The sequence below is a fragment of the Aeromonas dhakensis genome (assembly GCF_000820305.1).
Classification (GTDB): Bacteria; Pseudomonadota; Gammaproteobacteria; order Enterobacterales; family Aeromonadaceae; genus Aeromonas; species Aeromonas dhakensis.
In genome coordinates this window covers 55948-78850 of the sequence record NZ_CDBH01000051.1, presented here as the reverse complement: position 1 = coordinate 78850, position 22903 = coordinate 55948, and the positions used below count along the sequence as shown (strand labels likewise).

The window sequence follows — 22903 nt, the reverse complement described above, 5'->3', positions numbered from 1 at the left end:
GTCCAGTCATGATCCCTGCCATTATTCGCTGGTCCGTCGGCAACCGCTTCCTGGTGTTGCTGCTGACTGTCATGCTCACCGCCTGGGGCCTCTGGTCGGTCAAGCAGACCCCGGTGGACGCCCTGCCGGATCTCTCCGACGTCCAGGTGATCATCAAGACCTCCTACCCGGGCCAGGCGCCCCAGGTGGTGGAGGATCAGGTCACCTACCCGCTCACCACCGCCATGCTGGCGGTGCCGGGCGCCACCACGGTGCGCGGCTACTCCTTCTTCGGTGACTCCTTCGTCTATGTGCTGTTTGACGACAGCACGGACCTCTACTGGGCCCGCGCCCGGGTGCTGGAGTACCTGAGTCAGGTTGCCCCCAATCTGCCCGCCGGGGCCCAACCCCAGCTCGGGCCGGACGCCACCGGGGTGGGCTGGGTCTACCAGTACGCCCTGGTGGACAAAACCGGCAAGCACGATCTCAGCGAGCTTACCTCGCTGCAGAACTGGTTCCTGAAATACGAGTTGCAGACGGTGAACGGCGTCTCCGAAGTGGCCACCGTCGGCGGCATGGTGCGCCAGTACCAGGTGCGAGTCGATCCGGACAAGCTGCGCGCCTACGGCATCCCGCTCTCCCTCATCGAGACCGCCATCAAGCAGGGCAACCAGGAGACCGGTGCCTCCGTCATCGAGATGGCGGAGGCGGAGTACATGGTGCGCTCGAATGGCTATTTGAAGAGCGTGGAGGACTTAAAACAGATCCCGCTTGGCACCAATGTGCGCGGTGCGCCCCTGCTGCTGGGTGACGTGGCGGATGTAGTCACCGGTCCCCAGATGCGGCGCGGCATCGCCGAGCTCAACGGCGAAGGGGAAGTGGTGGGCGGCATCATCGTCATGCGTTACGGCGAGAATGCCCAACACACCATAGACGGGGTCAAGGCGCGGCTGGCCGAGCTCAAATCCAGCCTGCCGGAGGGGGTGGAGATCGTCACCGTCTACGATCGCTCCGACCTTATCCAGCGCGCCATCGACAACCTCTCCGGCAAGCTGGTGGAGGAGTTCGCGGTGGTGGTGCTGGTCTGTCTCGCCTTCCTGTTCCACCTGCGCTCGTCGCTGGTGGTGGTCATCACCCTCCCTATCGCCATTCTGACCGCCTTTATCGTGATGCACCTGCAGGGGATCAACGCCAACATCATGTCGCTGGGGGGTATCGCCATCGCCATCGGCGCCATGGTGGATGGCGCCATCGTGATGATAGAGAACGTCCATAAACATATGGAGCGGGAGGCGCTCACCGACAAGAACCGCTGGCGCATCATCACCGAGGCGAGCATCGAGGTCGGGCCGGCGATTTTCTTCTCCCTGCTCATCATCACCATGAGCTTCCTGCCGGTGTTTGCGCTGGAGGCGCAGGAGGGGCGCATGTTCCATCCGCTGGCCTTCACCAAGACCTACGCCATGGCCGCCGCCGCTGCGCTCGCCATCACGCTGGTGCCGGTGATCATGGGCTACTTCATCCGCGGCAAGGTGTTGCCCGAGCAGGCCAACCCCCTCAACCGTGGCCTGAGCCAGGCCTATATCCCGCTGCTCAACGCCGTGCTGGCCCGCCCCAAGACAACGCTCGCCGCCGCCCTGGTGGTTACGCTCGCGGGCTTCTGGCCGCTCCAGCACCTGGGCTCCGAGTTCATACCGCCGCTCGATGAGGGGGACATCATGTACATGCCCACCACCGCGGCCAACATCTCGGTGGGCAAGGCGCGGGAGATTTTGCAGCAGACCGACAAGCTCATCCGCACCGTGCCCGAGGTGCAGAACGTGTTCGGCAAGGCGGGACGCGCCGACTCGGCCACCGACCCGGCGGACCTGGTGATGATGGAGACCAGCATCCAGCTCAAGCCCCGCGACCAGTGGCGTCCCGGCATGACCCCGGAGAAGCTGAAAGAAGAGCTCGACTCCCTCATCCGCTTCCCCGGCCTCACCAACGCCTGGGTGCCCCCCATCAAGACCCGTATCGACATGCTGGCCACCGGCATCAAGACCCCGGTGGGGATCAAGATCGCCGGCCCCGACCTCAAGGTGGTCCAGCAGATTGGCCAGCAACTCGAGCAGATAGTCGGCAAGGTGGAAGGCGCCGCCTCCGTCTACGCCGAACGGGTGGCGGGCGGTCGCTACGTCAAGGTGGATATCGATCGGCTCAAGGCGGCCCGCTACGGCCTCAACATCGCCGACGTGCAGGCGGTGCTCGCCACCGCGGTGGGCGGCATGGACGTGGGGCAGACCATTGAGGGGCGCGAACGTTACCCCATCAACCTGCGCTATCCCCAGAGCTATCGCGACTCCGTGGCCAGCCTTGAACTGCTGCCCCTGGTCACCCCCAAGGGTGAGCGGATCGCCCTGGCGGACGTGGCCCGGGTCTACATCAGCGACGAGGCGCCCATGCTGCGCAGCGAAAACGCACGCCTCAACGGCTGGGTCTACGTGGACATCCGTGGCCGCGACATAGGCTCCTTTGTGGCAGAGGCCAAGGCCGAGGTGGACAAGCAGCTGGTGCTGCCACCGGGTTACGCCCTCACCTGGTCAGGTCAGTACGAATACATGGAGCGGGCCATGGAGCGCCTCACCTACGTGGTGCCCCTGACCCTCGCCATTATCGTGCTGCTGCTCTATCTCGCGTTTCACCGCTTCCAGGAGGTGCTGCTCATCCTCACCACCCTGCCGCTGGCGGTGGTCGGGGGGATCTGGGCCGTCTGGCTGCTCGACTTCAACCTCTCGGTGGGCGTCGGCGTCGGCTTTATCGCCCTCGCCGGGGTGGCGGTAGAGACGGGCGTGCTGATGCTGGTCTACCTCAACCACGCCTGGGACGATCTGGTGGCCAGCGGCAAGCCGGACCAGGCCGGCCTGCACCGGGCCGTGGTCCACGGCGCCGCCCTGCGCCTGCGCCCCAAGATGATGACGGTGGTCACCATCATCGCGGGCCTGTTGCCCATCATGTGGAGCCAGGGTACCGGCTCAGAGGTGATGCAGCGCATCGCCGCCCCCATGATCGGCGGCATGGTGACCGCCCTGGTGCTGACCCTGCTGGTGCTGCCCGCCGCCTATTACCTCTGGCGCAGCCGCACCCTGAAGACTCTCGACCACACGACTGCGCAGACGGATACGCCCGCTGCGCCCTGATCAACCGGACAACCCAAACAAGGAAACCATCATGAACTACAAGACGCTGACCCTGACCCTGCTGCTGGGCCTTGCTACCCACACCGGCCTGCAGGCCGAGGAGATGATGAACCACGAAGGCCATGACATGAGCCAGATGGGTGACATGCAGCAGATGGAGGGAATGCAGGAGAGGGTGATGACCAAGGGAGTCATCAGCCGCATCGACGCGGCAAATGGCAAGGTGGGCATCAAGCACGAGGCCATCGCGAACCTCAAGATGCCCGCCATGACCATGGTGTTCCAGGTGGCCGACCCGGCCCTGCTCAAGGATCTGCAGGTGGGGGATGTGGTGCGCTTCCACGCCGAAAGCCCGGCTGGCAAGCTCACGGTGACAAGCATCCAGAAGCAGTAACGGGGCCGGGATCAACATGGATGGGGGGGCTCTCCTCCCCCATCCCTTTTCGTGAGCGTGGCTGCCGCCCCACTTCAGCCGATTCCCCTCAAACATCCTGAATATAATTCGACATAAGGGGAACACGATATTGTGAATATCATCCTGCTTGCTATGCCTCGCATTTAAAACAACAGCCTCATATTGACCAAGACAGAAATAACAAAACATTAACAACCGTTCAGTTGGCATTCAGCAAAAAACAAACTTATCCCCTTACTATCGAGACTCCCATTGATGACAGGAGTCGCACCAAGACAATAACCAAACAGCCAACAACTCCATCCAATATAACCCTGTATGAGAGCAAGGATATTGCTTTCGGCTCTACTGCGCTCTTGTAGAGATAACTAAGGATATTATATGAAAAAGCATGCTCTGTTCGGTATATTCACGGCACTGGCTGCCGGCCATGCGATGGCACAATCCCCGGAAATCGCCGCTTACTATTTGAGTGGAGCGGATGCCCCGGCTAATACTCCCGCCTATTATGCCTCGCTGGATAATCTGGAAGCCTTGAGTCAGCAGGTCGCCAGCCAGAAGAGCAACTTCAATAAACTGGTGCTGTCGTTCGTCCAGCCCAGCCTGACCAATTACACGCAAAACGATCTCGCCTGCACCGGGTTATTCGGCTATGTCTGCGACACGGCCACCGTCAATAAAAAACCAAGAGACAATAAATCCACTGCCGATTTCTCCCAGCTCAAGGAGATCATCAACACCTTCAAGCTGCACGGGGTGGAGACCTATATTGCCGTCGGGGGTTGGAACTTCAGCTGTATCCCGGAATACTACGATGTCACCGCGGGCAAGGTGGATGCCTGTGGCCCAGCCGGGGAAAAATATGACTCCTTCCCCAACCCTGGCCCCGGCAACCGCTTCGACAACCCCATCTCCGGCCAGGCCGCGGAGCAGGCCTATCGAAACGTGGTTCAGCTGGCCAGCGATCTCGGTGTGGCGGGTATCGATCTGGACTACGAAGAGTTCTGGCACGCGGACCTCAACGCCTACAGCTGGCGCCTGACGCCGGATTCGGTGCAGCTCCCGGCCAACAATCTGGAGTACCTCGACACCGCCGAGCTGATGAGTCAGGGCAAGGGGCCGCTGGTCTATAACAACGACATGCAACTCGATCCCGCGCAGCAGCCCTATCCCAGAATCATGCCGGACACGGTCGACAAGTTTGCAGCCATACTGGGCTCTCTCTACAGCGCCATCGATGCCATCGATCCCGGGCTTGCGCTCAGTACGGCGGCGCCGGCCACCGGCGGGCTCCCCAATATGTCGGCCAACTGGGGCAGCAATGCCCAGACCAGCCACACCTATGGCGGTGCCTGGTGGGGCGGCAACCTGTATGGCCTCATTTACAACACGGCCCTGCAATATCCGGATAAAATAGACCGGCTCAGCACCATAGGCATCATGTCCTATGACCTGAGCGAAACGGACTGCGGCGGGGATACCAATATTCCCTGCGATCTGGCGGGGCAGGTCGATTATTATTACGGCTCCTTCTTCAGCTGGTTGAAATCCGGCGATACCCTGCGACCAGGGCATGCTCTGATAAAAGGGGCCCCCAATTATGCGACCGCATCCATTCAACCGCAGAAGTTGCTGATTGCTCCCCCCATCACGGTCGGCTTCGAAGTCGGCAGGCCGGCCACCGGCAATTTGGTACTGAGCAAAAAACTGCTCGATGACATTGCCAAGCGCACCGCCAAATATGCCCCCTCCGGCATGATCATGTGGGATCTTTATAAAGACAAACGCCATGATGAACCCATGGGTGGTTGGGACCCTGCCTGGGCAAGACCCAACGACGTATTGACCGTCACCTGTGACGTCATGGGATTAAAAGGCGAGCAATATGACTGTGCCAGCACTGTACCCAACCCCTGATACCGAGGCTGGAAATATAGCCTGAACGAAACATGCCGGCGCACCTTGCACCGGCATGCTGTCGTCATATATTCATGGCCTCCGATATGATTGTCGGCCTTATTGATAACCATCCCGATTCCAATTTCCCAGGCAGATTGTTGAAATGACGGCGCAATAAAAATGGGCAGGTTATTCCTGCCCATTTGTTATATGGAAACGCCGTTCTCAGCCGCGAATATGTGCGATAAAGGCGTCGATCTGCTCGCGGCCACAGCCCGGGTTCATGAAGACCGCCTTCTCCCCGGCGATGTAGGAGTACTTGCCGCGCTCGTCGTATTCCGAGTGCGCCACCGCCTCCACCCAGTTGGTGTAGAGCCCCACCTTGCCGCGCCCGGTAAAGAGGCTGCGGTGATAGTCGGTATTGCGCTGCAGGCGCGCCTTGTAGGCGGGGTCCGTGCTGCGCGCCAGCTCGAAGGCGAACTCGGCCTCCGGATCGCTTACCCACTCGGGGTTGTAGATCTTGAAGCCCACGCTCGGCCCCTGATTCTCCTGGGCCACCAGCTTGACGTTGCCAAGCTGGCTTAACCGGAAGCGGAAATAGTTGGCATTTTGCAGGCAGTGGGCCAGCACGGTGCGATACCCCTCGACCCCCAGGTAGTTCAGGGCCGCATAGGCACCGAACAGGCCGCTCGCCCCGCGGGAACACTCGATGGTGGACTGCAGGTGGGTGTGGCCCTGGATGTCCCGCTCGAAGTAGGAGAAGTTCTCCGGGTCGTTCTCCATCGCCTTGAGATCGTCCTGCTCCTTGATCATCACCAGGCTGGAGGTGTAGGGCACATAGCCCCACTTCTGGAAGTCGACGGTGAAGGAGTCGGCGAATTTGAGCTCGGCGAAGCGGCTCACGTTGCGCTCTATGCCCGCCAGGGTGGCGGCGTTGATGGCGAGCGGGTTGGCGGCAAAGTCGTAATCCAGGAAGAAGATCATCGACCAGCCGATGGCGGCGTCCACATGGATGTGGGGCTTGACCGCCACCTCGAACCGCTCGCAGAGGCGATCCCGCAGCGCCACCACGGGTTTCACCCGATCCACCCCGAAGGTGTCGGTGGTGCCCATGGTGAGCATGATGGTGGGCACCACGTGTTTCAAGGCAAAGCAGGCGGTCAGGGTGCGCTCCAGGTGGTCGAGATCGATGTCGTTGTTCTCGCCCACCTGGATGCGGATGGTCTTGTTCTCGATGTCGACCCCGAGCAGGGAGAGGTTGGTGATGTTGGAGTAGTGGCCGCCCTGGGAGTTGATGATGCGGTAGTCCTGATAGTGACCGAGCCCCTTGTGCTTGGCCTCGGGCAGGCTCTTGCGAATGCCGAGCAGGTAGCCATAGAGGTTACAGAAGGTCCCCCCCTGGGTGAAGATGCCGGTGGCGCGGGCCGGGTCGTAACCCGCCAGCAGGGCAATCTGGCGCACCACCTTCCTCTCCAGCTCCTCGGCCACCCCGGCGTACTCGGAGTAGACCAGGTTGGGGTTGGCGAGTATCCCCATCTGGGCGCCGTAGATGGCGGGATCCGCCGACATGGTGATGACGTTCTCGACGCTGGAGGGGTTCTCCCAGTCTTTGGAGAGGGCGCCGGCAAACAGCAGCTCCGTCATGGGTTCCCCCGGGGTGCGCATGGCTTGCGGCACCGGCACTGTCTCGCACAGATCCGCGAGGCGGGCGCGCCCGTCCAGCCAGGCATTCAGCCGTGCATCCGGGGCCAGGCCGCGGGCGCGAAACTCGTTGAGGGTGGCAAAACCGGGTTCACGAAAGACCGGCCAGAGATCGGGGTTGCGCGAGAAAAAGTTGGCTTTGACTGTGGCAAAACGACGTTTGAATTCGGGGTGGATGGCGTTGACGCCTTCATCTTTCAAATAGACCAAGTCACTCATTTTTATACCATTAGTACAGCAAATGTGCTGCCCTTATACCCCTGGGTCGCCGTTTGAAACAGCGACAATAACTAATGGCCTCCCCTACTTTTTGTCATGCATGAGGGCGGACAACGGCTGGCAAAAAGGCGCCTTTCGAGCGCCTCTTTTGATTTTGTGATCCACCCGCCCCAGCGGCGAGAAAAGCGTCAGCGCAGCGATGCCAGCAACCAGCGCGAGAATGCCTCCAGCTCGCTCTGCAGGGCCGGGAACTCGCCGCGCCACTGGCGCAACAACTCGTCGATGGCCTCCACCTGATAAGCCACCCCGGGCAAGCGCGCGGCCAGCGCATCCAGCGGCGCCGGCTCCAGGCTGTCGCTGAAGATCTGCGCCCGCCCTATCACCCCCTTCTCCACATCGAAGTGCAGCTCCACCCCGCCCCAGCCGAAACGCTCGTCCAGCTGATGGGTAAACGCCGGGGCGTGGCCGAAGTTCCACTCCCAGCTGCGCTGGCGGGCGAAGGTCTCGGCAAAGCCGGGCAAGTCTGGCAGCCGCTCGGGGGAGATGTGCTCGGGCTGTACCCGCTCACCGTAGTGGCTGAAGAAGGCCTCCTGCAGCGCCTCGCTCACCCCTTGATGCTCGATGCCCGGCAGCAGCTCGCCGAGGTTAGCCACCCGGCTGCGCACCGAGCTGATCCCCTTGGCGGCCAGTTTCTTGGGGTCGGGATTGAGGTAGTTGGCGAGCCTGCCAAGATCGGCATCCAGCAGCAGGGTGCCGTGGTGAAAGCCGCGGTCATGGGTCTCCCGATAGGCCGAGCCCGACACCTTGCGCTCCCCGTCCGGGGTCGCCACCAGCAGATCGTTGCGACCGGAGGCGAAAGCCTCGACCCCGAGCCGCTTGAGCGCGTCCAGCACGATGGCGGTGGAAACGCTCTTGTCGTACTCCGGCTTGCCCGCCATGAAGGTGAAGCAGCTGTTGCCAAGGTCGTGAAACACGGCGCCACCACCACTGCTGCGGCGAGCCAGGGTCACCCCGTCCTCTTCCATGCGGCGGGTATTGCACTCCTTCCAGGGGTTCTGGGCCCGGCCGATCACCACGGTATTGGCGTTGCGCCACAGAAACAGCACCCGCTGATGCGGGTCCATCTGGCGAAAAATGCACTCTTCCACCGCCAGATTGAACAAAGGATCGTGGGAGTCGGACAACAACAGACGCAATCGGGACATGAGAAGGCCTCATCGGGATGGGAGAACCGCTATCATACCACCCGGGCAGCAAGGATCCGCTTCCCCCCTCCCGCCAATAATTGACTCATAACGCAATAATCGCAGTTTCGACACATTTCGACAGCAAGTTGAAAGTATCCCGTGATACGGCGACACAGACTGACGCATTGCGCTAAAAAGAGCCCAAACACTCGCGCTTATTGAGGTAATCGACAATCAAATACGACTAAAATGCGACCATTTTTATAGGTCATATGGCTCCGTAATTCTTCGCTTAATTGCCAAAAATAACGAGCAGGAAGGCCAAATGTGATGAATGACACAGAAATCATTTTTTCTGTTACGCATCCCCTGTTATAGCGCCCTTTCGCCCCCTTGCGGGCAACAAGGAATTGTTTGACTCTAGGACGGACCATCGTCTCCCGAGAGGAATGAGTATGAGCGTCGTAAATTCCTCCCTTCATCGCCTGCTCTGGTACCTGCCAATGCTTGGTTCGGCGATGTTTTGCGCCTTTTTTTCACCGCCGTCGAAGGCGGTGATTGACAAGGTGACAGTGCAGTTGCCCTGGCAACACCAGTTCCAGTTTGCCGGCTATTACGCGGCCCAGGCCAAGGGCTTCTATCGAGCCGCCGGTCTGGATGTCACGCTGCGACCCGCCATGACCGGCACCGATGTGGTCAACGAGGTGATGTCGGGCAATGCCCAGTTCGGGATCAGCGGCAGCGATCTGCTGCTGGCCCGCGCCAGCGGCCAGCCCATCGTGGTGCTGGCCTCCATGTTGCAGCACTCGCCACTGGTGCTGCTCACCCTGGAGCGACCCGACATTCGCCAGCCGGCGGATCTGGCGGGCAAGCGGCTGATGCTGGAGCCCGGCTCCCAGGAGCTGCAGATCTACCTCAACCGCCACACGCCGCCGGAGAGCTGGATAAAGCAACCCTACCGGCAGGGCTTGAAGGCATTGCTGGCGGGCAAGACGGATGCCATCAGCGCCTACAGCACCACCGAGCCCTTCTATCTGGCCAAGATGGGCATCCCCTACCGGGTGTTCTCCCCCCGCAGCATCGACTTCGACTTCTATGGTGACAACCTGTTCACCTCGGAGCGCGAGCTGAACAGCCGGCCGGAGCGGGTCTATGCCTTCCAGCAGGCGACCCTCAAGGGGTGGCGCTACGCCATGGACAACCCGGCCGAGATGATCGACTGGATCGTGACCAAGTACCCGAGCGGCGCCGGCCGTGATCTGCTGCAGTTCGAGGCCGACACCACCCGGGAGCTGATGCAGCCCGACCTGGTCGAGCCCGGTTACATGCAGCCGGAGCGCTGGCAGCAGATTGCCAGGAACTACCTCGATGCCGGTCTGCTGTCGGCCCTGCCCGACCTGGAGCACTTTCTCTACAACCCGGATCGGGAGCGGATCCGCCAGCAGCGCCAGCTGCTCGACAAGAGCGTGGCGGTGGCCATGCTGATCACCCTCTCCCTGCTGACCCTGCTCGGTATCTTCTGCTACCTCTATCTGCGCCTGCGCCAGGAGGCGCGCGGCCGACAGCGACTGACCCGCGAGCTGGCCCAGAGCGAGCAGCACTACCGCTTCGTGGCGGAGAACAGTGCCGACGTCATCTGGACCATGGACACCACCACCCTGCGCTTTCGCTATGTCAGCCCCGCCATCCAGCCGCTCAGCGGTTACGACCCCACCGATGTGCTCACCCTCCCCCTCAGGCAGCTTATTCCGGAGACATCCAGAAAGCAGCTGCGCGCCGAGCTGAGCGGCTCCCTCGCCGCCTGGCAGCGCGGCGATCACGAGCAGACCCGCTGTGTCATTCGTACCCAGCTGCGTCACAAGGAGGGACATCTGGTGGCCACCGAGACCATCACCACCCTGCATGGCAACGAGCAGGGCCAACCCGATGCGATCCTGGGGGTCACCCGCGACATCACCGAGCGGGCCGCCAGGGAGGAGATGATGCGCCGGCTCGCCTTCTACGACCCGCTCACCAACCTGCCCAACCGCCGCCTGCTGCAGCAGCGGCTGAAGGAGGTCATGGAGGGCAAGGTGGCCCAGCTCGCCCTGCTGTTCATCGATCTCGACCACTTCAAGCCGATCAACGACACCTTCGGCCACGAGACAGGTGACGTGCTGCTCAACATGGTGGCCGAGCGGATGCGCCACTGCGTGCGGGAGCGGGACCTGGTGGCCCGCCTGGGTGGGGACGAGTTCGTGATCCTGCTGCCCGATACCGGTGACGAGGCGCTGACGGTGGCCGACCACCTGCACCAGCGCCTGCGCCACCCGTTTCGCATCGACGAGGAGCAGGAGCTGCGCATCTCCAGCAGCATAGGGGTGGCCCTCTACCCGGAGCACGGCACCGACCCCAAGACCCTGATGCACCACGCCGATCAGGCCATGTATCAGGCCAAGGGACGAGGGCGCGGCCGGGTCTGCCTCTATACCGCCGGACTGGATCCGGAACAGGGCTCGCTGGTGTGGCAGAGCAGCCACGAGTGCGGCCACCCGCGCATCGATGCCGAGCATCGCCAGCTGTTCGTGCTGACCAACCGGCTGCTGGAGCACATGAAGGATCACCAGGAGCACCCCGCCCTGTTTCTGGAGTGCATGGAGAATCTGTTCGACGTGGCACGCCACCACTTCACCTTCGAAGAGCAGGTGCTGGCCGAGCTGGGTTACCCCGAGTTCACCAGCCACCAGCAAGACCACCAGCTGCTGCTGCAAAAGGCTGACCAGCTGATGACCGCCGCCAGGGCGGGCACCCTTGGCAACGACGAGTTGCTCAACTTCATCATTCAGGAGCTGGTGGTCGGCCACATGAGCCAGGCCGACCGGCGCTACTTCCCGCTGATGAAGGGGCGCTGAGCCCCGCCAGCCAGCATATCTCCTCCCTGAACGTGTGAAACGAGAAGGGCCACCCGGGTGGCCCTTCTGTCATTGTGCGCCCGGCACATCTGCCGTGCCCCCCTCCGCCCGGCGCGACATCAGGCTGTAGTAGAGCAGCGGGATCACCACCAGGGTGAGCAGGGTGGAGACCAGAATGCCGAAGATGAGGCTGATGGCCAGGCCGTTGAAGATGGGGTCATCGAGGATGAACAGGGCTCCTATCATGGCCGCCAGCGCCGTCAGCAGGATGGGCTTGGCCCGCACCTGGGCGGCGCCGATCACCGCCTGCTCGAACGCCATACCGGCGCTGCGCTGCTGCTCGATGAAATCCACCAGCAGTATGCTGTTGCGCACTATGATCCCGGCCAGCGCTATCATGCCGATCATCGAGGTGGCGGTGAACTGGGCCCCCAGCAGGGCGTGACCCGGCATCACCCCGATCAGGGTGAGCGGGATGGGCGCCATGATGATAAGCGGCACCAGATAGGAGCGGAACTGGGCCACCACCAGCAGGTAGATGAGGATCATCCCCACTCCGTAGGCAATGCCCATGTCGCGGAAGGTCTCATAGGTGATCTTCCACTCCCCGTCCCACAGCAGCGCCACCTCCCCCAATTTATCCGGCTGCTGCACGTAATACTGGGGCAGAGTGATATCGGCTCCGGCGGCAAACATGCCGTAGAGCGGGCTGTCGGCATGGCCCCCCATGTCGGCCACCACCATCACCATGGGCCGCATGTTCTTGTGCATGATGTAGCTGGGCGCCACCTCGTCACGGCGGCTCACCAGCTCGGAGACACGGATGAGCTGGCCGCTCTGGCTGCGCACCTTGAGCGCCAGGATGCCGGCCAGATCCCGCTTGTCGCCGGGGGCGAGCTCGACACGGATCGGTACCGGGTACTTGGCGCCCTGACCATGCAGCCAACTGGCATCCTGATAGCCCACGCCGCCATTGAGGGTGGCCACCAGATCGCCGAGATCGACCCCGAAGCGGGCCGCCTTGCTGCGATCCACCACCAGCCGCCACTTGGGCTGGGGGTCGGTCAAATAGATGTCCACATCCACCAGATCCGCCGTCGCCACGAAGCGGGCCTCTACGGCGCGCGCCGCCGCTTCACGGGCAGCAGGCGTGGGGCCATACACCTCGGCGACGATGGGTGACCAGACCGGCGGGCCGGGGGGCACCTCCACCACTTTCAGGTTGCCGCCGGCTGCGGATGCGATGGCCTGCAGCGGCGCCCGCACCGACTGGGCAATCTGGTGGCTGCTGCGATCCCGTTCATGCTTGTTCACCAGATTGACCTGGATATCCCCCACGTTGGCGCCGCTGCGGATGAAGTAGTGGCGCACCAACCCGTTGAAGTTGATGGGGGCGGCGGTGCCGGCGTAGATCTGGTAATCCTTCACCTCGGGCACCCTGGCAAGCTCCCGCCCCACCGCCAGCAAGGTGCGCTCGGTCTGCTCCAGGGTCGCCCCCTCCGGCATGTCGAGCACCAGCTGGAATTCCGACTTGTTGTCGAAGGGGAGCATCTTGAGCACCACCCACTGCACCATGGGCATGGCGGCGGCGCCCGCCACCAGCAGCAGGATGGCCAGCCAGAGCTTGCGTCTCGCGCTCCTGGCGCCAGCGCCAATCAGAAAGGGGGTCATCAGACGGTGAAAGAGGCCGGCCCTGGCCTCGCCGTGGGCGACATGCCCCTCGCTCTTGAGCAGATGGCCCGCCAGCCAGGGGGAGAAGATAAAGGCCACCAGCAGGGAAATAAGCATCCCCATGCTGGCATTGATGGGAATGGGGCTCATGTAGGGGCCCATCAGGCCGCTGACAAAGGCCATCGGCAGCAGGGCCGCGATCACGGTCAGGGTGGCGAGAATGGTCGGCCCCCCTACCTCGTCCACCGCCCCCGGAATAAGGTCCCTGAGGGATCCCTTGCCCAGGCCGCGATGGCGGTGGATGTTCTCCACCACCACGATGGCGTCATCCACCAGGATGCCGATGGAGAAGATAAGGGCAAAGAGGGACACCCGGTTGAGGGTAAAGCCCCACGCCCAGCTGGCAAAGAGGGTCAGTGCCAGGGTGATGACGATGGCGATGCCCACCACCAGCGCCTCGCGCCACCCCATGCTCACCAGCACCAGCAGCACCACTGCGGTGGTGGCGAAGATGAGCTTGCCGATGAGGGTGTTGGATTTGGTCTCGGCGGTGACGCCATAGTCACGGGTCACCGTCACCTCGACGCCGCCCGGGATGAGCCGGTTCTTGAGACTCTCGACCCGGGCCTCCACCCGCTTGGCCACTTCCACCGCGTTCTGCCCCGGCTGCTTGCCGATGGCCAGGGTCACCGCCGGATAGCTCTGCTCCCCCTGCCCCATCCAACTGCGCTGCACCGGGGTCTCCTCCCCAAGGGACACCTGGGCCACCTCGCCGAGGTAGACCGGCTTGCCATCGTGCAGGCCCACCACCAGCTCGCGGGCCTCCTGCTCGCTCTGCAGGAACTGCCCCACCTGCACCTTGATCTCCCGATTGTCCTGCACCACGGCCTGCTCGTTGCCCGCCTGGTTGGCGGCGGCGAGCCGCTGGTTGAGCTCACCCCAGCTGATGCCGTGGGCGCTGAGGGCGGCCGGATCCGGCATCACCCGCAGCACGGCGCGCTGGCCGCCCAGGCTGTAGATATCGCGGGTGCCGGGCAATCGCTTGAGCTCGGTCTCCAGCTCGTGGGCAACCCGGGTCAGCTCGGCGGCCCCCAGCTGCTTGCTCCAGAGCGTCAGGCTGACGATGGGCACATCGTCGATCCCCTTGGGTTTGACCAGTGGCTGGCCGACGCCAAGCCCCTGGGGCAGCCAGTCGCGGTTCGAGTCGAGCTGGTTGTTGAGATCCACGATGGCCTGCTCGCGGCTCACCCCCACCTTGAACACCACCACCAGCAGGGCGCCGTCAGGGCGAGAGAAGGAGTAGAGGGTATCAATACCCTTTATCTGGGAGACCACCTGCTCGGCAGGAGTGGTGACGAGGGACTCCGCCTCGGCGGGGCTGGCGCCCGGGAAGGGGATATAGACGTCGGCGAAGGTGACATCGATCTGCGGCTCCTCCTCCTTGGGGGTTACCAGCACCGCAAACAGGCCGAGCAAGAGCCCCACCAGCGCCAGCAGCGGGGTGATGGCCGAGCCCTGAAACAGGGCCGCCAACCGGCCGGCCGGCCCCAGTTTGTTCTTGCTGTCGTGAGCGTCGTTACTCATGGGCCACCGCCTGCTGGCGCGCCCAGCCATCCGGAGCCACCCGATCACCGCTCTGGACGCCCGCCAGGATCTCGCACTGCCCAGCCTGGCAATGGCCGACCCGCACCGGCGTCAGCACCCAGCGCTCTCCTTCCTTCAGGTAGAGACCGCTGAACTCACCCTGCCTGAGCAGGGCCTGCTCCGGCACCTGCAGCAGCTGACGTTCGCCCTGTTTGAGCTGCACCTTGAGCCACATGCCGGGCAGCACCCCCGCCGTGCTCGGCGGCAGATCGAGGCGCAGCCGAAAGGCGTGGCTCTGGCTGTCGGCATAGTTGAAGCGGGTCAGTTTGAGGGGGGCAACAGCCTTGCCATCCGGCAGCAACACCTGCGCATCCGACGGCTGGCCGGCGAGGGCCAGCGCGGACTGGGGCAGCTCCACCTCTACCCGCAGGGCATCGAGGGAGAAGCCCGAGAGCAGCGGGGTGCCGGGGGCCACCGTCTCCCCCAGCTCCACCAGCCGCTTGGTGACCACCCCGGCGTAGGGGGCGAGGATGCGGGTATAGCCGTAGGCCTCCCGAGCCTGAGTGAGGGCGGCCTCGGCGGCGTTCACCTCGGCGCGGGCAGATCTGTCGCTCGCCAGGGCGCTGTCGAGCTGGGCACGGGTGATCACCCCCTTGGCAATCAACGCCTGGAAGCGGGCGAGCTGGCGCTCGGCTTCCACCTGCTGGGCCTGGGCCCGGGCCAATCGCGCCTCGGCGCCGGTCACGGCGGCAAACTGCTCCTTGCCGCTGATCTCGAGCAGGGGTTGCCCGGCCACCACCTCATCGTTCACATCCACCAGCATGCGGGAGACCCGACCGCCAGTCTGGGCCGCTACCGTCCCCTGATGGATGGCACTGACGGTGCCATCCAGAGTGAGCCAGTCAGTCACCTGACGGGGAGCCAGAGTCAGGGCCGCCTCGCCATTCGTCTCGGCAGACCATGCCGTCGACAGCGTCATGGGAGAGACAAGCGCAGATGTCACGGCCAGCAGAATGGCTCCCGGCAAGCGGATCGGTTCCATGATAGTTCTCCTTCCCCGGCAGCGGGGGCAATCCATTCAGGCGGAGCGGGCGTGGCAGCGCTTCTCCCGCACCTTCACCAGGACCCGATCAACCAGCAAGATCCCGGCCACCATGGCGGCTACGAACAACAATATCATGGGCTGGCCACTGGAAATGAGACTCAAGGCAGGCCCAGGGCAGATCCCCACCAATCCCCAACCTATGCCGAACAGGGCAGCTCCCCCGATGAGGCGGCGATCCAGCTTGGGGGCTGGCACCACAGCCATGGGCTCTCCCAGCAGGCTCAGGCGCCGCGGCTTCACCAGCAAGAAATAACCCGGCATGAAGACCAGCAGGGCGCCCCCCATCACGAACCCCAGGCTGGGATCCCAGGCGCCGGCCAGATCGAGAAAACCGGTGACCCGGGCGGGGTCTATCATGCCTGAGATGGCCAGACCCAGACCAAACAGCAAACCGGCGAGCAGACTTGTCAACAAGGTCATCGCAATAGCCTCCTAGAAGAGATGATGAGTCAGAAACACGGTCAGCACACCGGTTGCCATGAAGGTGAGGGTCGCCACTATGGAGCGCACGGAGAGCCGCCCCATGCCGCAGATGCCGTGGCCGCTGGTGCAGCCATTGCCAAAACGCGTGCCGATGCCCACCAGCAGACCAGCCAGCAGCACCAGCGGCCAGGCGGGCAGCGCGGTGAATGCAGGCATGCTGGCCCAACCCAGCGTCAGTGCCAGCCAGGCTCCCGCTCCCAACCCCAGCAGGAAGAGCAGTCGCCACGGCGTTCTGTGTTGCAGCGCACCGGCCAGGATGCCGCTGATCCCGGCCACCCGGCCGTTGCACAGCATCAGGATCAGGGCCGCGAGCCCCACCAGCATGCCTCCCCCCAGGGAGAGCAGCCATTGGCTTTCCATCATCAAGATTCCTTATTTTCTGAGTGACAAAAATGGGTTTGCAACGCCGCCAGCACATCGGCGGCCGCCTCGCTCACCAGCGAGTAGTAGATCTGCTGGGAGACCTTGCGCGAGCGGACAAGACCCTGGCGCTTCAATACCGACAGTTGCTGGGAGAAGGCCGACTGGCCGAGCTGGCTGCGGGCCAGCAGCTCCCCGACTCCCTTCTCCCCCTCCACCAGCTGACAGAGCACCATCAAGCGTTCGGGATGAGCCAGCGCCTTGAGCAGGGAGGCGGCGGCCGTCGCGTGTCTGTTCATCTCGTCGAATTGGCTCATGGGAGTAAATTAGCAATTGCTGATATTTGGTTCTATTGTATAAAGTGACACTAAATTAGCAATATCTAAATTAACTAAGGAGAAGGTCATGACAGTAGAAAACGGAGTAAGAGTGGTCGCGGGCTGCATGCTGTTGCTGTCGCTGCTGCTCACCGCCTGGGTTCACCCGGGCTTTGTCTGGCTGAGCGTCTTTGTCGGGGTCAACCTGATCCAGAGCGCCTTCACCGGCTTCTGCCCGGCCGCAATGCTCCTCAAACGGCTGGGGTTGAAATAGCAGCGCGCCAAGGTAGAGAAAAACCTGCCATCTGGGGCGGGATGAGGGGGCGGGGCATCTCGCCGCCCTCCTATGGCCATGAAGGTAGCCAGCCGACCCCGACTATTGACGAACTTGTATCTAAATGTTGCTAAATGGGCGATGAGGCTTTACCCCACCGCTCTGGATGAGTACCATCAGGCCGTCCATCAACAGCGGAGACCATCAGTGGGCAACTCATCAAGTGACAGTTGTAGACCGACCCTCGTCGTCGGTACCCAGGTCGCGAGCTAGCCGCAGGTCATCCTCTGCCGCATGCTCGCAGCCCTGCGAGAAGCGGAAATCCACTCCCCTCTTCTCTTTTTACACTTGACGTCTGGTGACCATTGGCCAAAAGCCATGGCCGCCATGCCTGCATAGTTTCTGCTTCCCACAAGGAGGCTGCTATGCGTTTTATTTCAACCCTGTCCGTAACCAACCGGACTCACCCCCTGCTGAGCAGACTGGGTCGCGGCCTGTTGCCGCTCTGGCTGCGTGGCAAGGAGCGCCAACACCACTACCGGTTGCAGATCCGTTGCGAGGATCGGGCCGACATGGAGCAGGTGCTGGATCTGGTGAACCACACCCTGCAACCGGCGGGCCTGCACCCCTTGCAGTCCCTGCGACCCGGTCGCAGCGGCGGGCGGGAGCTGGTGCTCAATCTGCACTGCACCCCGCCCCAGCGGCGCTATCTGGTGCAGTTCGTGCACCAGGTGGGGGTACATCACCCGGTCCGCTGGGAGTTGCATCCGCGCCGCGACCCTGAACCGGCGCTCAATTGAGCAAGCCATAACCGGGGCCAGCCACGCTGGCCCCTTTCAATCCGTTTCGCAGCCCAGCCCGCCATCCAGCATGGCCGGGCTTTCCGTGCGTTTTTTCGATGAGGTGATGGCCTTCACGCACGGGGATCAGGCAAGGGAATCCTCGACCGCCTTCAGGAAGGCCATCTGCAACAGAAGGAGTACGCCATGAGAATGTGGCAACAATTGGACATGATTTCCCTGCTCGACACCCTGGCCAGCCTGCTGCTCGCCTTCGTGCTCGGCAGTCTGGTGGGGCTGGAGCGTCAGTACCGCCAGCGTACCGCGGGCCTGCGCACCAATGTGCTGGTGGCGGTGGGCGCGGCCCTGTTCGTCAACCTGGCCCAGCGCATCTATGACCTGCACGGCGGCACCTACGGGGTGGTGCACGTGGTGGCCTACATCGTCTCCGGCATCGGTTTTCTCGGCGCCGGCGTCATCATGCGCGAATCCGGCAACATCCGCGGCATCAACACCGCCGCCACCCTGTGGGGAGTAGCGGCGGTCGGTGCCGCCAGCGGGGCCGGGCTGGCCATGGAGGCGATCCTCGGCGCCCTGTTCGTGCTGGCTGCCAACACCCTGCTGCGCCCGCTGGTGAACCAGATCAACCGCCGTCCGGTGGACAACACAGACACCGAGGTGACCTATCGGGTGACCGCCCTCACCCAGCGCGAATACCAGAAAGAGGTGCTGCACTGGCTGGAAGAGATGCTGGAGCAGGCCAACTACCCGCTGAGCGAGCTCGACATCGAGCCCTTCGGCGAGCGGGATCTGGAGATATCCGCGGTGCTGCTGGCCACCTCCATCGATGGCGACGAGCTCGACGCCCTGATGGTGAAACTCGGCATCCACCCTCACATCAAGCAGGTGTTCTGGCGCGCCAGTACCACGGATTGAGGCGAGCCCTCGCCCCACAGCAAAAAGCCCCGCACTGGCGGGGCTTTTTCATCTTTTCGGGTTAGCGGCGGCTGCGCCAGCGCACCCTGGGGGGGATGACTTGGGCGGTCTGGGTGGGGGGATTGCCCGCGATAAGCTGTTGCATCAGCTCGAAGGCGGCGCGGGCCAGGGCCGGGCAATCCTGCGCCACGGAATCGATGCGCATGGGGATGCAGTCGAGCAGGTCGTGGTCGTCGAAGGTGCACAGCCGCATCCCCGTCTCCATCAGCCCCGCCTCGTTGAGGTAGCGCAGCACCCCTTCGAGCAGGGTGAAAGAGGCGGTGAAGAGCCCCTTCGGTGGCGTCCCGAGCTCGTCCACCAGCTCGGCCATCAGCTGATAGCCCGAGCTTGGCTGGTAGTCGCGGTGACGGACCCGGTCTGATGTGGCCTCCAGCCCGGCGCGGTGCAACCCCAGTTCGTAGCCCGCCAGCCGGTGGCGGCTGGGGGAGAGATCCAGCAAGCCGCCGAAGTAGTAGATCTCCTCCCCGCAGCCGGCTGCCATGTCCTGTACCAGCTCGGCGGTGGCCTTGCAGGCATCCGAGATCACCATGGGCAGGCGCGACTCGCCGATGTGGCGGTCGAGCTGCACCACCGGCAGGCGATCGTGGATGCGGGCATAGATGTCGTCGCTGTGGCCGCTGGAGGCGACGATGAGGCCGTCCACCTGGCGGCTGATGAGGTTGTCCACCACCCGCTGCTCCAGGGTGGGGTCATCCTCGGAGCAGGCGATGAGCAGCTGGATCCCCGCCTCCCGGCAGTGGGCCTCAAGGGCGCGGGCAGTGCTGGCGAAACCGAAGTTGGTGAGGTCGGGGATCACCAGTCCCCAGGTGTAGCTGCGCACCGCCCGCAGGGAGCGGGCATGGATGCTCGGCTGGTAGTGGCACTCGTCCGCCACCGCCTGGATCCGCTTGCGGGTGTCGTCGGCGATGCGGTACTCCGCACTCTTGCCGTTGAGCACCAGGCTGGCGGTGGCCTTGGAGACCCCCGCGAGCGTGGCTATCTGGGCAATCGTGATCCGTTTCTTCTTCTCCACCTGACCTCCCGGCAAACTGACACCGGGCTATTGTACAAGGCAGGCCGCCAGCGGCCAGTGATCGAGGCAAATTTTGCTGTCATCATCGTCACAACGTGCGGAAAGTACTGGGTTTTCACCGGGGAAGTAGCGGGTAGACAGGGTCTGGCGACCGCCATCCACGAAACACTCCAGGCTGGAGCTGTCGCACAAGACGGTGATGCTCCCCCCAAGCCAGGGGCAGCCTCGCTCCTCCCACTCCCCGCTCTGCCAGTTCTGCCGGCGCAGGACAAGGCGCCCCGGCTGCCACACCAGCTCGGCCACGGCGCCGAACCCGAGGCTCCCCTCACCGCACAGAGCCAGATCGAGCCAGGCCGAGTCAATGGCCAGGGCAGGCAGCTCGCCCGGCCTCCCCTTGAAGCGGGTCGGCACCCCCTTCAGCGTCTCTATCTCCGCCACCGGCCGCTGACAGAGCCAGTCGTCCTGCCAGAACAGCTCCCGCGGGCAGCTCATCTGGTGGATCCAGCCATACACGACGGTCGGCTGGCTCATCTCGTTCTCTTCGGGCAGTCCCAGCCAGCCGAACAGCAAGCGCCGCCCCTGACTATCCTGGGTGGTCTGGGGGGCATAGAACTCGAAGCCCCGGTCCAGCTCGTGGAAGGCCCCGTGCGCGAAGTGCTCGCCGTCGAAGTCGCCCGCCAGCCAGCCGCACTGGTAGAGGTTGTGATAATCCTCTCCTTGTGGCGCTATGCCCTGGGGACAGCTGATCAGCACATGGCGAGCCCCCAGTGCAAACAGATCCGGACACTCCCACATATAGCCAAACTCCCCAAGCCCACCGCGCCCGCTGCCGGCGATGGGGCCGACCAGCGTCCAACCATCCAGCGCGTCGCCGCGATAGAGCAGCACTTCCCCCTTGTCATCCAGGGTGCGGGCCCCCAGCACCATCAGCCACTGCCGGCCGTCGTGCCACACCTTGGGGTCGCGCACGTGGCCGCTGTAGCCTTCGGGCAGGTCCAGCACGGGCCCCAGCTTCGCAAAGCCCCCCATGCCGTCGGCGCGGGCCAGGCACTGGTAGGCGGTGCGGCTGCCGTCCGGGTACTTGACGTTGCCGGTGTAGATGAGAGTCAGGCGCCCCTGCTCGTCGCTCACCGCCGAGCCGGAGTAGCAGCCGCTCTGCTCGTAGGGCTCGATGGGCAACAGGGCCGGCGGCTCGTGCTGCCAGTGCAGCAGATCGCTGGAGGTGACGTGACCCCAGCCTTTGTTGGCGTGTGCGCAGCCCAGCGGGTTCCACTGGTAGAAGAGGTGATAACGCCCGCCGTGCTCGATAAAGCCGTTGGGGTCGTTGAGCAGCCCCACCGGGGCTGCCAGGTGCCAGTGGGGCCGATGGGGATCGGCCGCCGCCTTGAGCTGTCCGGCCAGCAGGGACCGGACAATCTGTTTGAGGAGATGGCTTTCCTTCATCACTCCACCTTGTACTTGAGCAGGTAGGAGGCGACGAAGGCTGCACCAAAGGCGATCACCAGGCCGATGACGTAGTGGATGAGGCTCATGGGCTGGACGATGGCCATGCCCGGAATGCCGGTCAGGCCGACCGCCGTCATGCCCACCTTGGCCGCCACCACGTAGGCGCCGCCGCAGGCTCCGCCGAACAGGCCGGCCAGGAAGGGCTTGATGTAGCGCAGGTTGACGCCGAAGATGGCCGCCTCCGTGATGCCGAGCAGGCAGGACATGGCCGCCGGCACCGTGATGGCCTTGATCTTCACGTCGCGGGTCTTGAAGTAGACCGCGAGACAGGCGCCGCCCTGGGCCACGTTCGCCATGGCCCAGATGGGCAGCAGGAAGTTGACGCCGATGGCCGGGTTCGCCAGCAGGCCCGCCTCGATGGCGTGGAAGCTGTGGTGGATGCCGGTGATGACGATAAGCGAATAAGTGCCGCCAAACACCAGGCCCGCCAGCCAGCCCGCCTGCTCATAGAGGGCGCTCAGGCCGAACGAGATGCCATCCCCCAGCACCCGCCCGGCGGGGCCGATGAAGAGCAGCGCCACGAAGCCGGTGATGATGACGGTCAGGAACGGCGTGAGGATGAGATCCAGGGCGTCGGGGACGCGCCTTCTCAGCTGCTTCTCCAGGTGGGACATGAACCAGACCGCCAAGAGCACCGGGAAGACGGTGCCCTGATAGCCGATCATGGCGACATCGAGCCCGAAGAAGTCCATGGTCTTGAAGCCCCCCGCCACGCCCCAGGCGTTGGTCAGGGCCGGGTGGGTGAGAATGCCGCCGAGGGTCGCCCCCAGATAGGGGTTGCCGCCGAATTCGCGCGCCGCGGTGAAGCCGATGAGGATCGGCAGGATGACAAAGGCCGCCGAGCTGAACATGTCCAGCATGATGAACAGCGCGCTGTCGGCGTTGACCCAGCCATAGGTGCGCACCATGCCGAGCAGCCCCATCAGCAGGCCGGAGGCGACGATGGCCGGAATGATGGGCACGAAGATGTTGGAGAGGGTCCGTGCCAGGCGCTGGGCCACGTTGAGCTTGGCCGTCGCCAGGTCGGTCAGCTCCGCCTTGCTGGCGGTGCCGGCACCGGTCAGGGCCACGAACTCCGCATGGACCTTGTTGACCAGGCCGGTACCGAAGATCACCTGGATCTGGCCGGCGTTGCTGAAGCACCCCTTGACCCCGTCCAGCTTGTCGATGGCGGCCTTGTTCACCTTGCTGTCGTCCGCCAGCACCAGCCGCAGCCGGGTGGCGCAGTGGGCGGCGCTGACGATGTTCTCCTTGCCCCCGAGCAGGGACACAAGATCCTTGGCTATCGCACTGATATTCATATTCTTCCTCTTATGGCCCGCCGTCGGCAGGCCCATGTCACATGA

17 protein-coding genes are annotated in these 22903 nt (G+C 63.6%); 7 read left to right on the top strand and 10 right to left on the bottom strand.

What is annotated here, in order from left to right:
• Positions 1-8 precede the first annotated feature (8 nt).
• From BN1143_RS15255 to BN1143_RS15245, 3 genes are all read left to right on the top strand, one after another.
• Positions 9-3158 carry an efflux RND transporter permease subunit gene (locus tag BN1143_RS15255; RefSeq protein ID WP_042051226.1) on the top strand — a complete coding sequence of 1050 codons (3150 nt, stop codon included), beginning with the start codon at positions 9-11 and terminating at the stop codon, positions 3156-3158.
• A gap of 31 nt (positions 3159-3189) precedes the next feature.
• A complete protein-coding gene (locus BN1143_RS15250; protein WP_042051225.1) occupies positions 3190-3552 on the top strand; it encodes a copper-binding protein in 363 nt (120 codons plus the stop codon).
• 402 nt (positions 3553-3954) lie between these two features.
• Positions 3955-5490: a glycosyl hydrolase family 18 protein gene (locus BN1143_RS15245; RefSeq protein WP_042051224.1), complete on the top strand. Its 1536-nt coding sequence runs from the start codon at positions 3955-3957 to the stop codon at positions 5488-5490.
• 207 nt (positions 5491-5697) lie between these two features.
• On the opposite strand, the gene BN1143_RS15240 is transcribed toward BN1143_RS15245, so the two are convergent.
• A complete protein-coding gene (locus tag BN1143_RS15240) occupies positions 5698-7392 on the bottom strand; it encodes a pyridoxal phosphate-dependent decarboxylase family protein (RefSeq protein ID WP_042051223.1) in 1695 nt (564 codons plus the stop codon).
• 188 nt (positions 7393-7580) lie between these two features.
• Complete coding sequence (locus BN1143_RS15235; protein WP_042051222.1) at positions 7581-8597, bottom strand: lipoate--protein ligase; 1017 nt, start codon at positions 8595-8597, stop codon at positions 7581-7583.
• Positions 8598-9034: 437 nt separating this feature from the next.
• Between BN1143_RS15235 and BN1143_RS15230 the strand changes: the two genes are divergently transcribed.
• Entirely contained in the window at positions 9035-11470 is a 2436-nt protein-coding gene (locus BN1143_RS15230; protein ID WP_025201398.1) for a diguanylate cyclase domain-containing protein, read from the top strand.
• 69 nt (positions 11471-11539) lie between these two features.
• Here the strand turns inward: BN1143_RS15230 and BN1143_RS15225 are convergent, their stop codons facing one another.
• From BN1143_RS15225 to BN1143_RS15205, 5 genes are read right to left on the bottom strand one after another with little or no spacing between them, the layout of a single operon-like run.
• Positions 11540-14725: an efflux RND transporter permease subunit gene (locus BN1143_RS15225; protein ID WP_042051221.1), complete on the bottom strand. Its 3186-nt coding sequence runs from the start codon at positions 14723-14725 to the stop codon at positions 11540-11542.
• Positions 14718-15767 carry an efflux RND transporter periplasmic adaptor subunit gene (locus tag BN1143_RS15220; protein WP_042051220.1) on the bottom strand — a complete coding sequence of 350 codons (1050 nt, stop codon included), beginning with the start codon at positions 15765-15767 and terminating at the stop codon, positions 14718-14720. The genes BN1143_RS15225 and BN1143_RS15220 overlap by 8 nt, the downstream gene beginning before the upstream one ends.
• A 36-nt stretch (positions 15768-15803) precedes the next feature.
• Positions 15804-16250: a YeeE/YedE family protein gene (locus tag BN1143_RS15215; protein WP_042051219.1), complete on the bottom strand. Its 447-nt coding sequence runs from the start codon at positions 16248-16250 to the stop codon at positions 15804-15806.
• Between the two features lie 12 nt (positions 16251-16262).
• On the bottom strand, positions 16263-16676 hold the full coding sequence (locus BN1143_RS15210) for a YeeE/YedE family protein (protein ID WP_042051218.1): 414 nt from the start codon (positions 16674-16676) through the stop codon (positions 16263-16265).
• Complete coding sequence (locus BN1143_RS15205) at positions 16676-16990, bottom strand: ArsR/SmtB family transcription factor (RefSeq protein ID WP_010633372.1); 315 nt, start codon at positions 16988-16990, stop codon at positions 16676-16678. The genes BN1143_RS15210 and BN1143_RS15205 overlap by 1 nt, the downstream gene beginning before the upstream one ends.
• An 88-nt stretch (positions 16991-17078) precedes the next feature.
• On the opposite strand from BN1143_RS15205, the gene BN1143_RS15200 reads away from it, so the two are divergent.
• From BN1143_RS15200 to BN1143_RS15190, 3 genes are all read left to right on the top strand, one after another.
• On the top strand, positions 17079-17264 hold the full coding sequence (locus tag BN1143_RS15200) for a YgaP family membrane protein (protein WP_025201393.1): 186 nt from the start codon (positions 17079-17081) through the stop codon (positions 17262-17264).
• Between the two features lie 425 nt (positions 17265-17689).
• Positions 17690-18064, top strand: coding sequence for a hypothetical protein (locus BN1143_RS15195; RefSeq protein WP_005302994.1), 375 nt, complete (start codon positions 17690-17692; stop codon positions 18062-18064).
• A gap of 186 nt (positions 18065-18250) precedes the next feature.
• Positions 18251-18979 carry an MgtC/SapB family protein gene (locus BN1143_RS15190; protein ID WP_005302996.1) on the top strand — a complete coding sequence of 243 codons (729 nt, stop codon included), beginning with the start codon at positions 18251-18253 and terminating at the stop codon, positions 18977-18979.
• 61 nt (positions 18980-19040) lie between these two features.
• Here the strand turns inward: BN1143_RS15190 and BN1143_RS15185 are convergent, their stop codons facing one another.
• Genes BN1143_RS15185 through BN1143_RS15175 form a run of 3 tightly spaced genes read right to left on the bottom strand, consistent with a single transcriptional unit; the run spans position 19041 to position 22858 of the window.
• The gene (locus tag BN1143_RS15185) at positions 19041-20051 is read right to left on the bottom strand and encodes a substrate-binding domain-containing protein (protein WP_042051217.1); all 1011 of its coding nucleotides are present in this window, start codon (positions 20049-20051) and stop codon (positions 19041-19043) included.
• A gap of 27 nt (positions 20052-20078) precedes the next feature.
• Entirely contained in the window at positions 20079-21494 is a 1416-nt protein-coding gene (locus BN1143_RS15180) for a glycoside hydrolase family 32 protein (RefSeq protein WP_042051216.1), read from the bottom strand.
• The gene (locus BN1143_RS15175) at positions 21494-22858 is read right to left on the bottom strand and encodes a sucrose-specific PTS transporter subunit IIBC (RefSeq protein ID WP_042051214.1); all 1365 of its coding nucleotides are present in this window, start codon (positions 22856-22858) and stop codon (positions 21494-21496) included. The genes BN1143_RS15180 and BN1143_RS15175 overlap by 1 nt, the downstream gene beginning before the upstream one ends.
• Positions 22859-22903 lie beyond the last annotated feature (45 nt).

Excerpts from the sequence above, each read along its gene's own strand:
- BN1143_RS15255 (WP_042051226.1), top strand. The coding sequence starts at position 9 with ATGATCCCTGCCATTATTCGCTGGTCCGTCGGCAACCGCTTCCTGGTG.
- BN1143_RS15250 (WP_042051225.1), top strand. The coding sequence starts at position 3,190 with ATGAACTACAAGACGCTGACCCTGACCCTGCTGCTGGGCCTTGCTACC.
- BN1143_RS15245 (WP_042051224.1), top strand. The coding sequence starts at position 3,955 with ATGAAAAAGCATGCTCTGTTCGGTATATTCACGGCACTGGCTGCCGGC.
- BN1143_RS15240 (WP_042051223.1), bottom strand. The coding sequence starts at position 7,392 with ATGAGTGACTTGGTCTATTTGAAAGATGAAGGCGTCAACGCCATCCAC.
- BN1143_RS15235 (WP_042051222.1), bottom strand. The coding sequence starts at position 8,597 with ATGTCCCGATTGCGTCTGTTGTTGTCCGACTCCCACGATCCTTTGTTC.
- BN1143_RS15230 (WP_025201398.1), top strand. The coding sequence starts at position 9,035 with ATGAGCGTCGTAAATTCCTCCCTTCATCGCCTGCTCTGGTACCTGCCA.
- BN1143_RS15225 (WP_042051221.1), bottom strand. The coding sequence starts at position 14,725 with ATGAGTAACGACGCTCACGACAGCAAGAACAAACTGGGGCCGGCCGGC.
- BN1143_RS15220 (WP_042051220.1), bottom strand. The coding sequence starts at position 15,767 with ATGGAACCGATCCGCTTGCCGGGAGCCATTCTGCTGGCCGTGACATCT.
- BN1143_RS15215 (WP_042051219.1), bottom strand. The coding sequence starts at position 16,250 with ATGACCTTGTTGACAAGTCTGCTCGCCGGTTTGCTGTTTGGTCTGGGT.
- BN1143_RS15210 (WP_042051218.1), bottom strand. The coding sequence starts at position 16,676 with ATGATGGAAAGCCAATGGCTGCTCTCCCTGGGGGGAGGCATGCTGGTG.
- BN1143_RS15205 (WP_010633372.1), bottom strand. The coding sequence starts at position 16,990 with ATGAGCCAATTCGACGAGATGAACAGACACGCGACGGCCGCCGCCTCC.
- BN1143_RS15200 (WP_025201393.1), top strand. The coding sequence starts at position 17,079 with ATGACAGTAGAAAACGGAGTAAGAGTGGTCGCGGGCTGCATGCTGTTG.
- BN1143_RS15195 (WP_005302994.1), top strand. The coding sequence starts at position 17,690 with ATGCGTTTTATTTCAACCCTGTCCGTAACCAACCGGACTCACCCCCTG.
- BN1143_RS15190 (WP_005302996.1), top strand. The coding sequence starts at position 18,251 with ATGAGAATGTGGCAACAATTGGACATGATTTCCCTGCTCGACACCCTG.
- BN1143_RS15180 (WP_042051216.1), bottom strand. The coding sequence starts at position 21,494 with ATGAAGGAAAGCCATCTCCTCAAACAGATTGTCCGGTCCCTGCTGGCC.
- BN1143_RS15175 (WP_042051214.1), bottom strand. The coding sequence starts at position 22,858 with ATGAATATCAGTGCGATAGCCAAGGATCTTGTGTCCCTGCTCGGGGGC.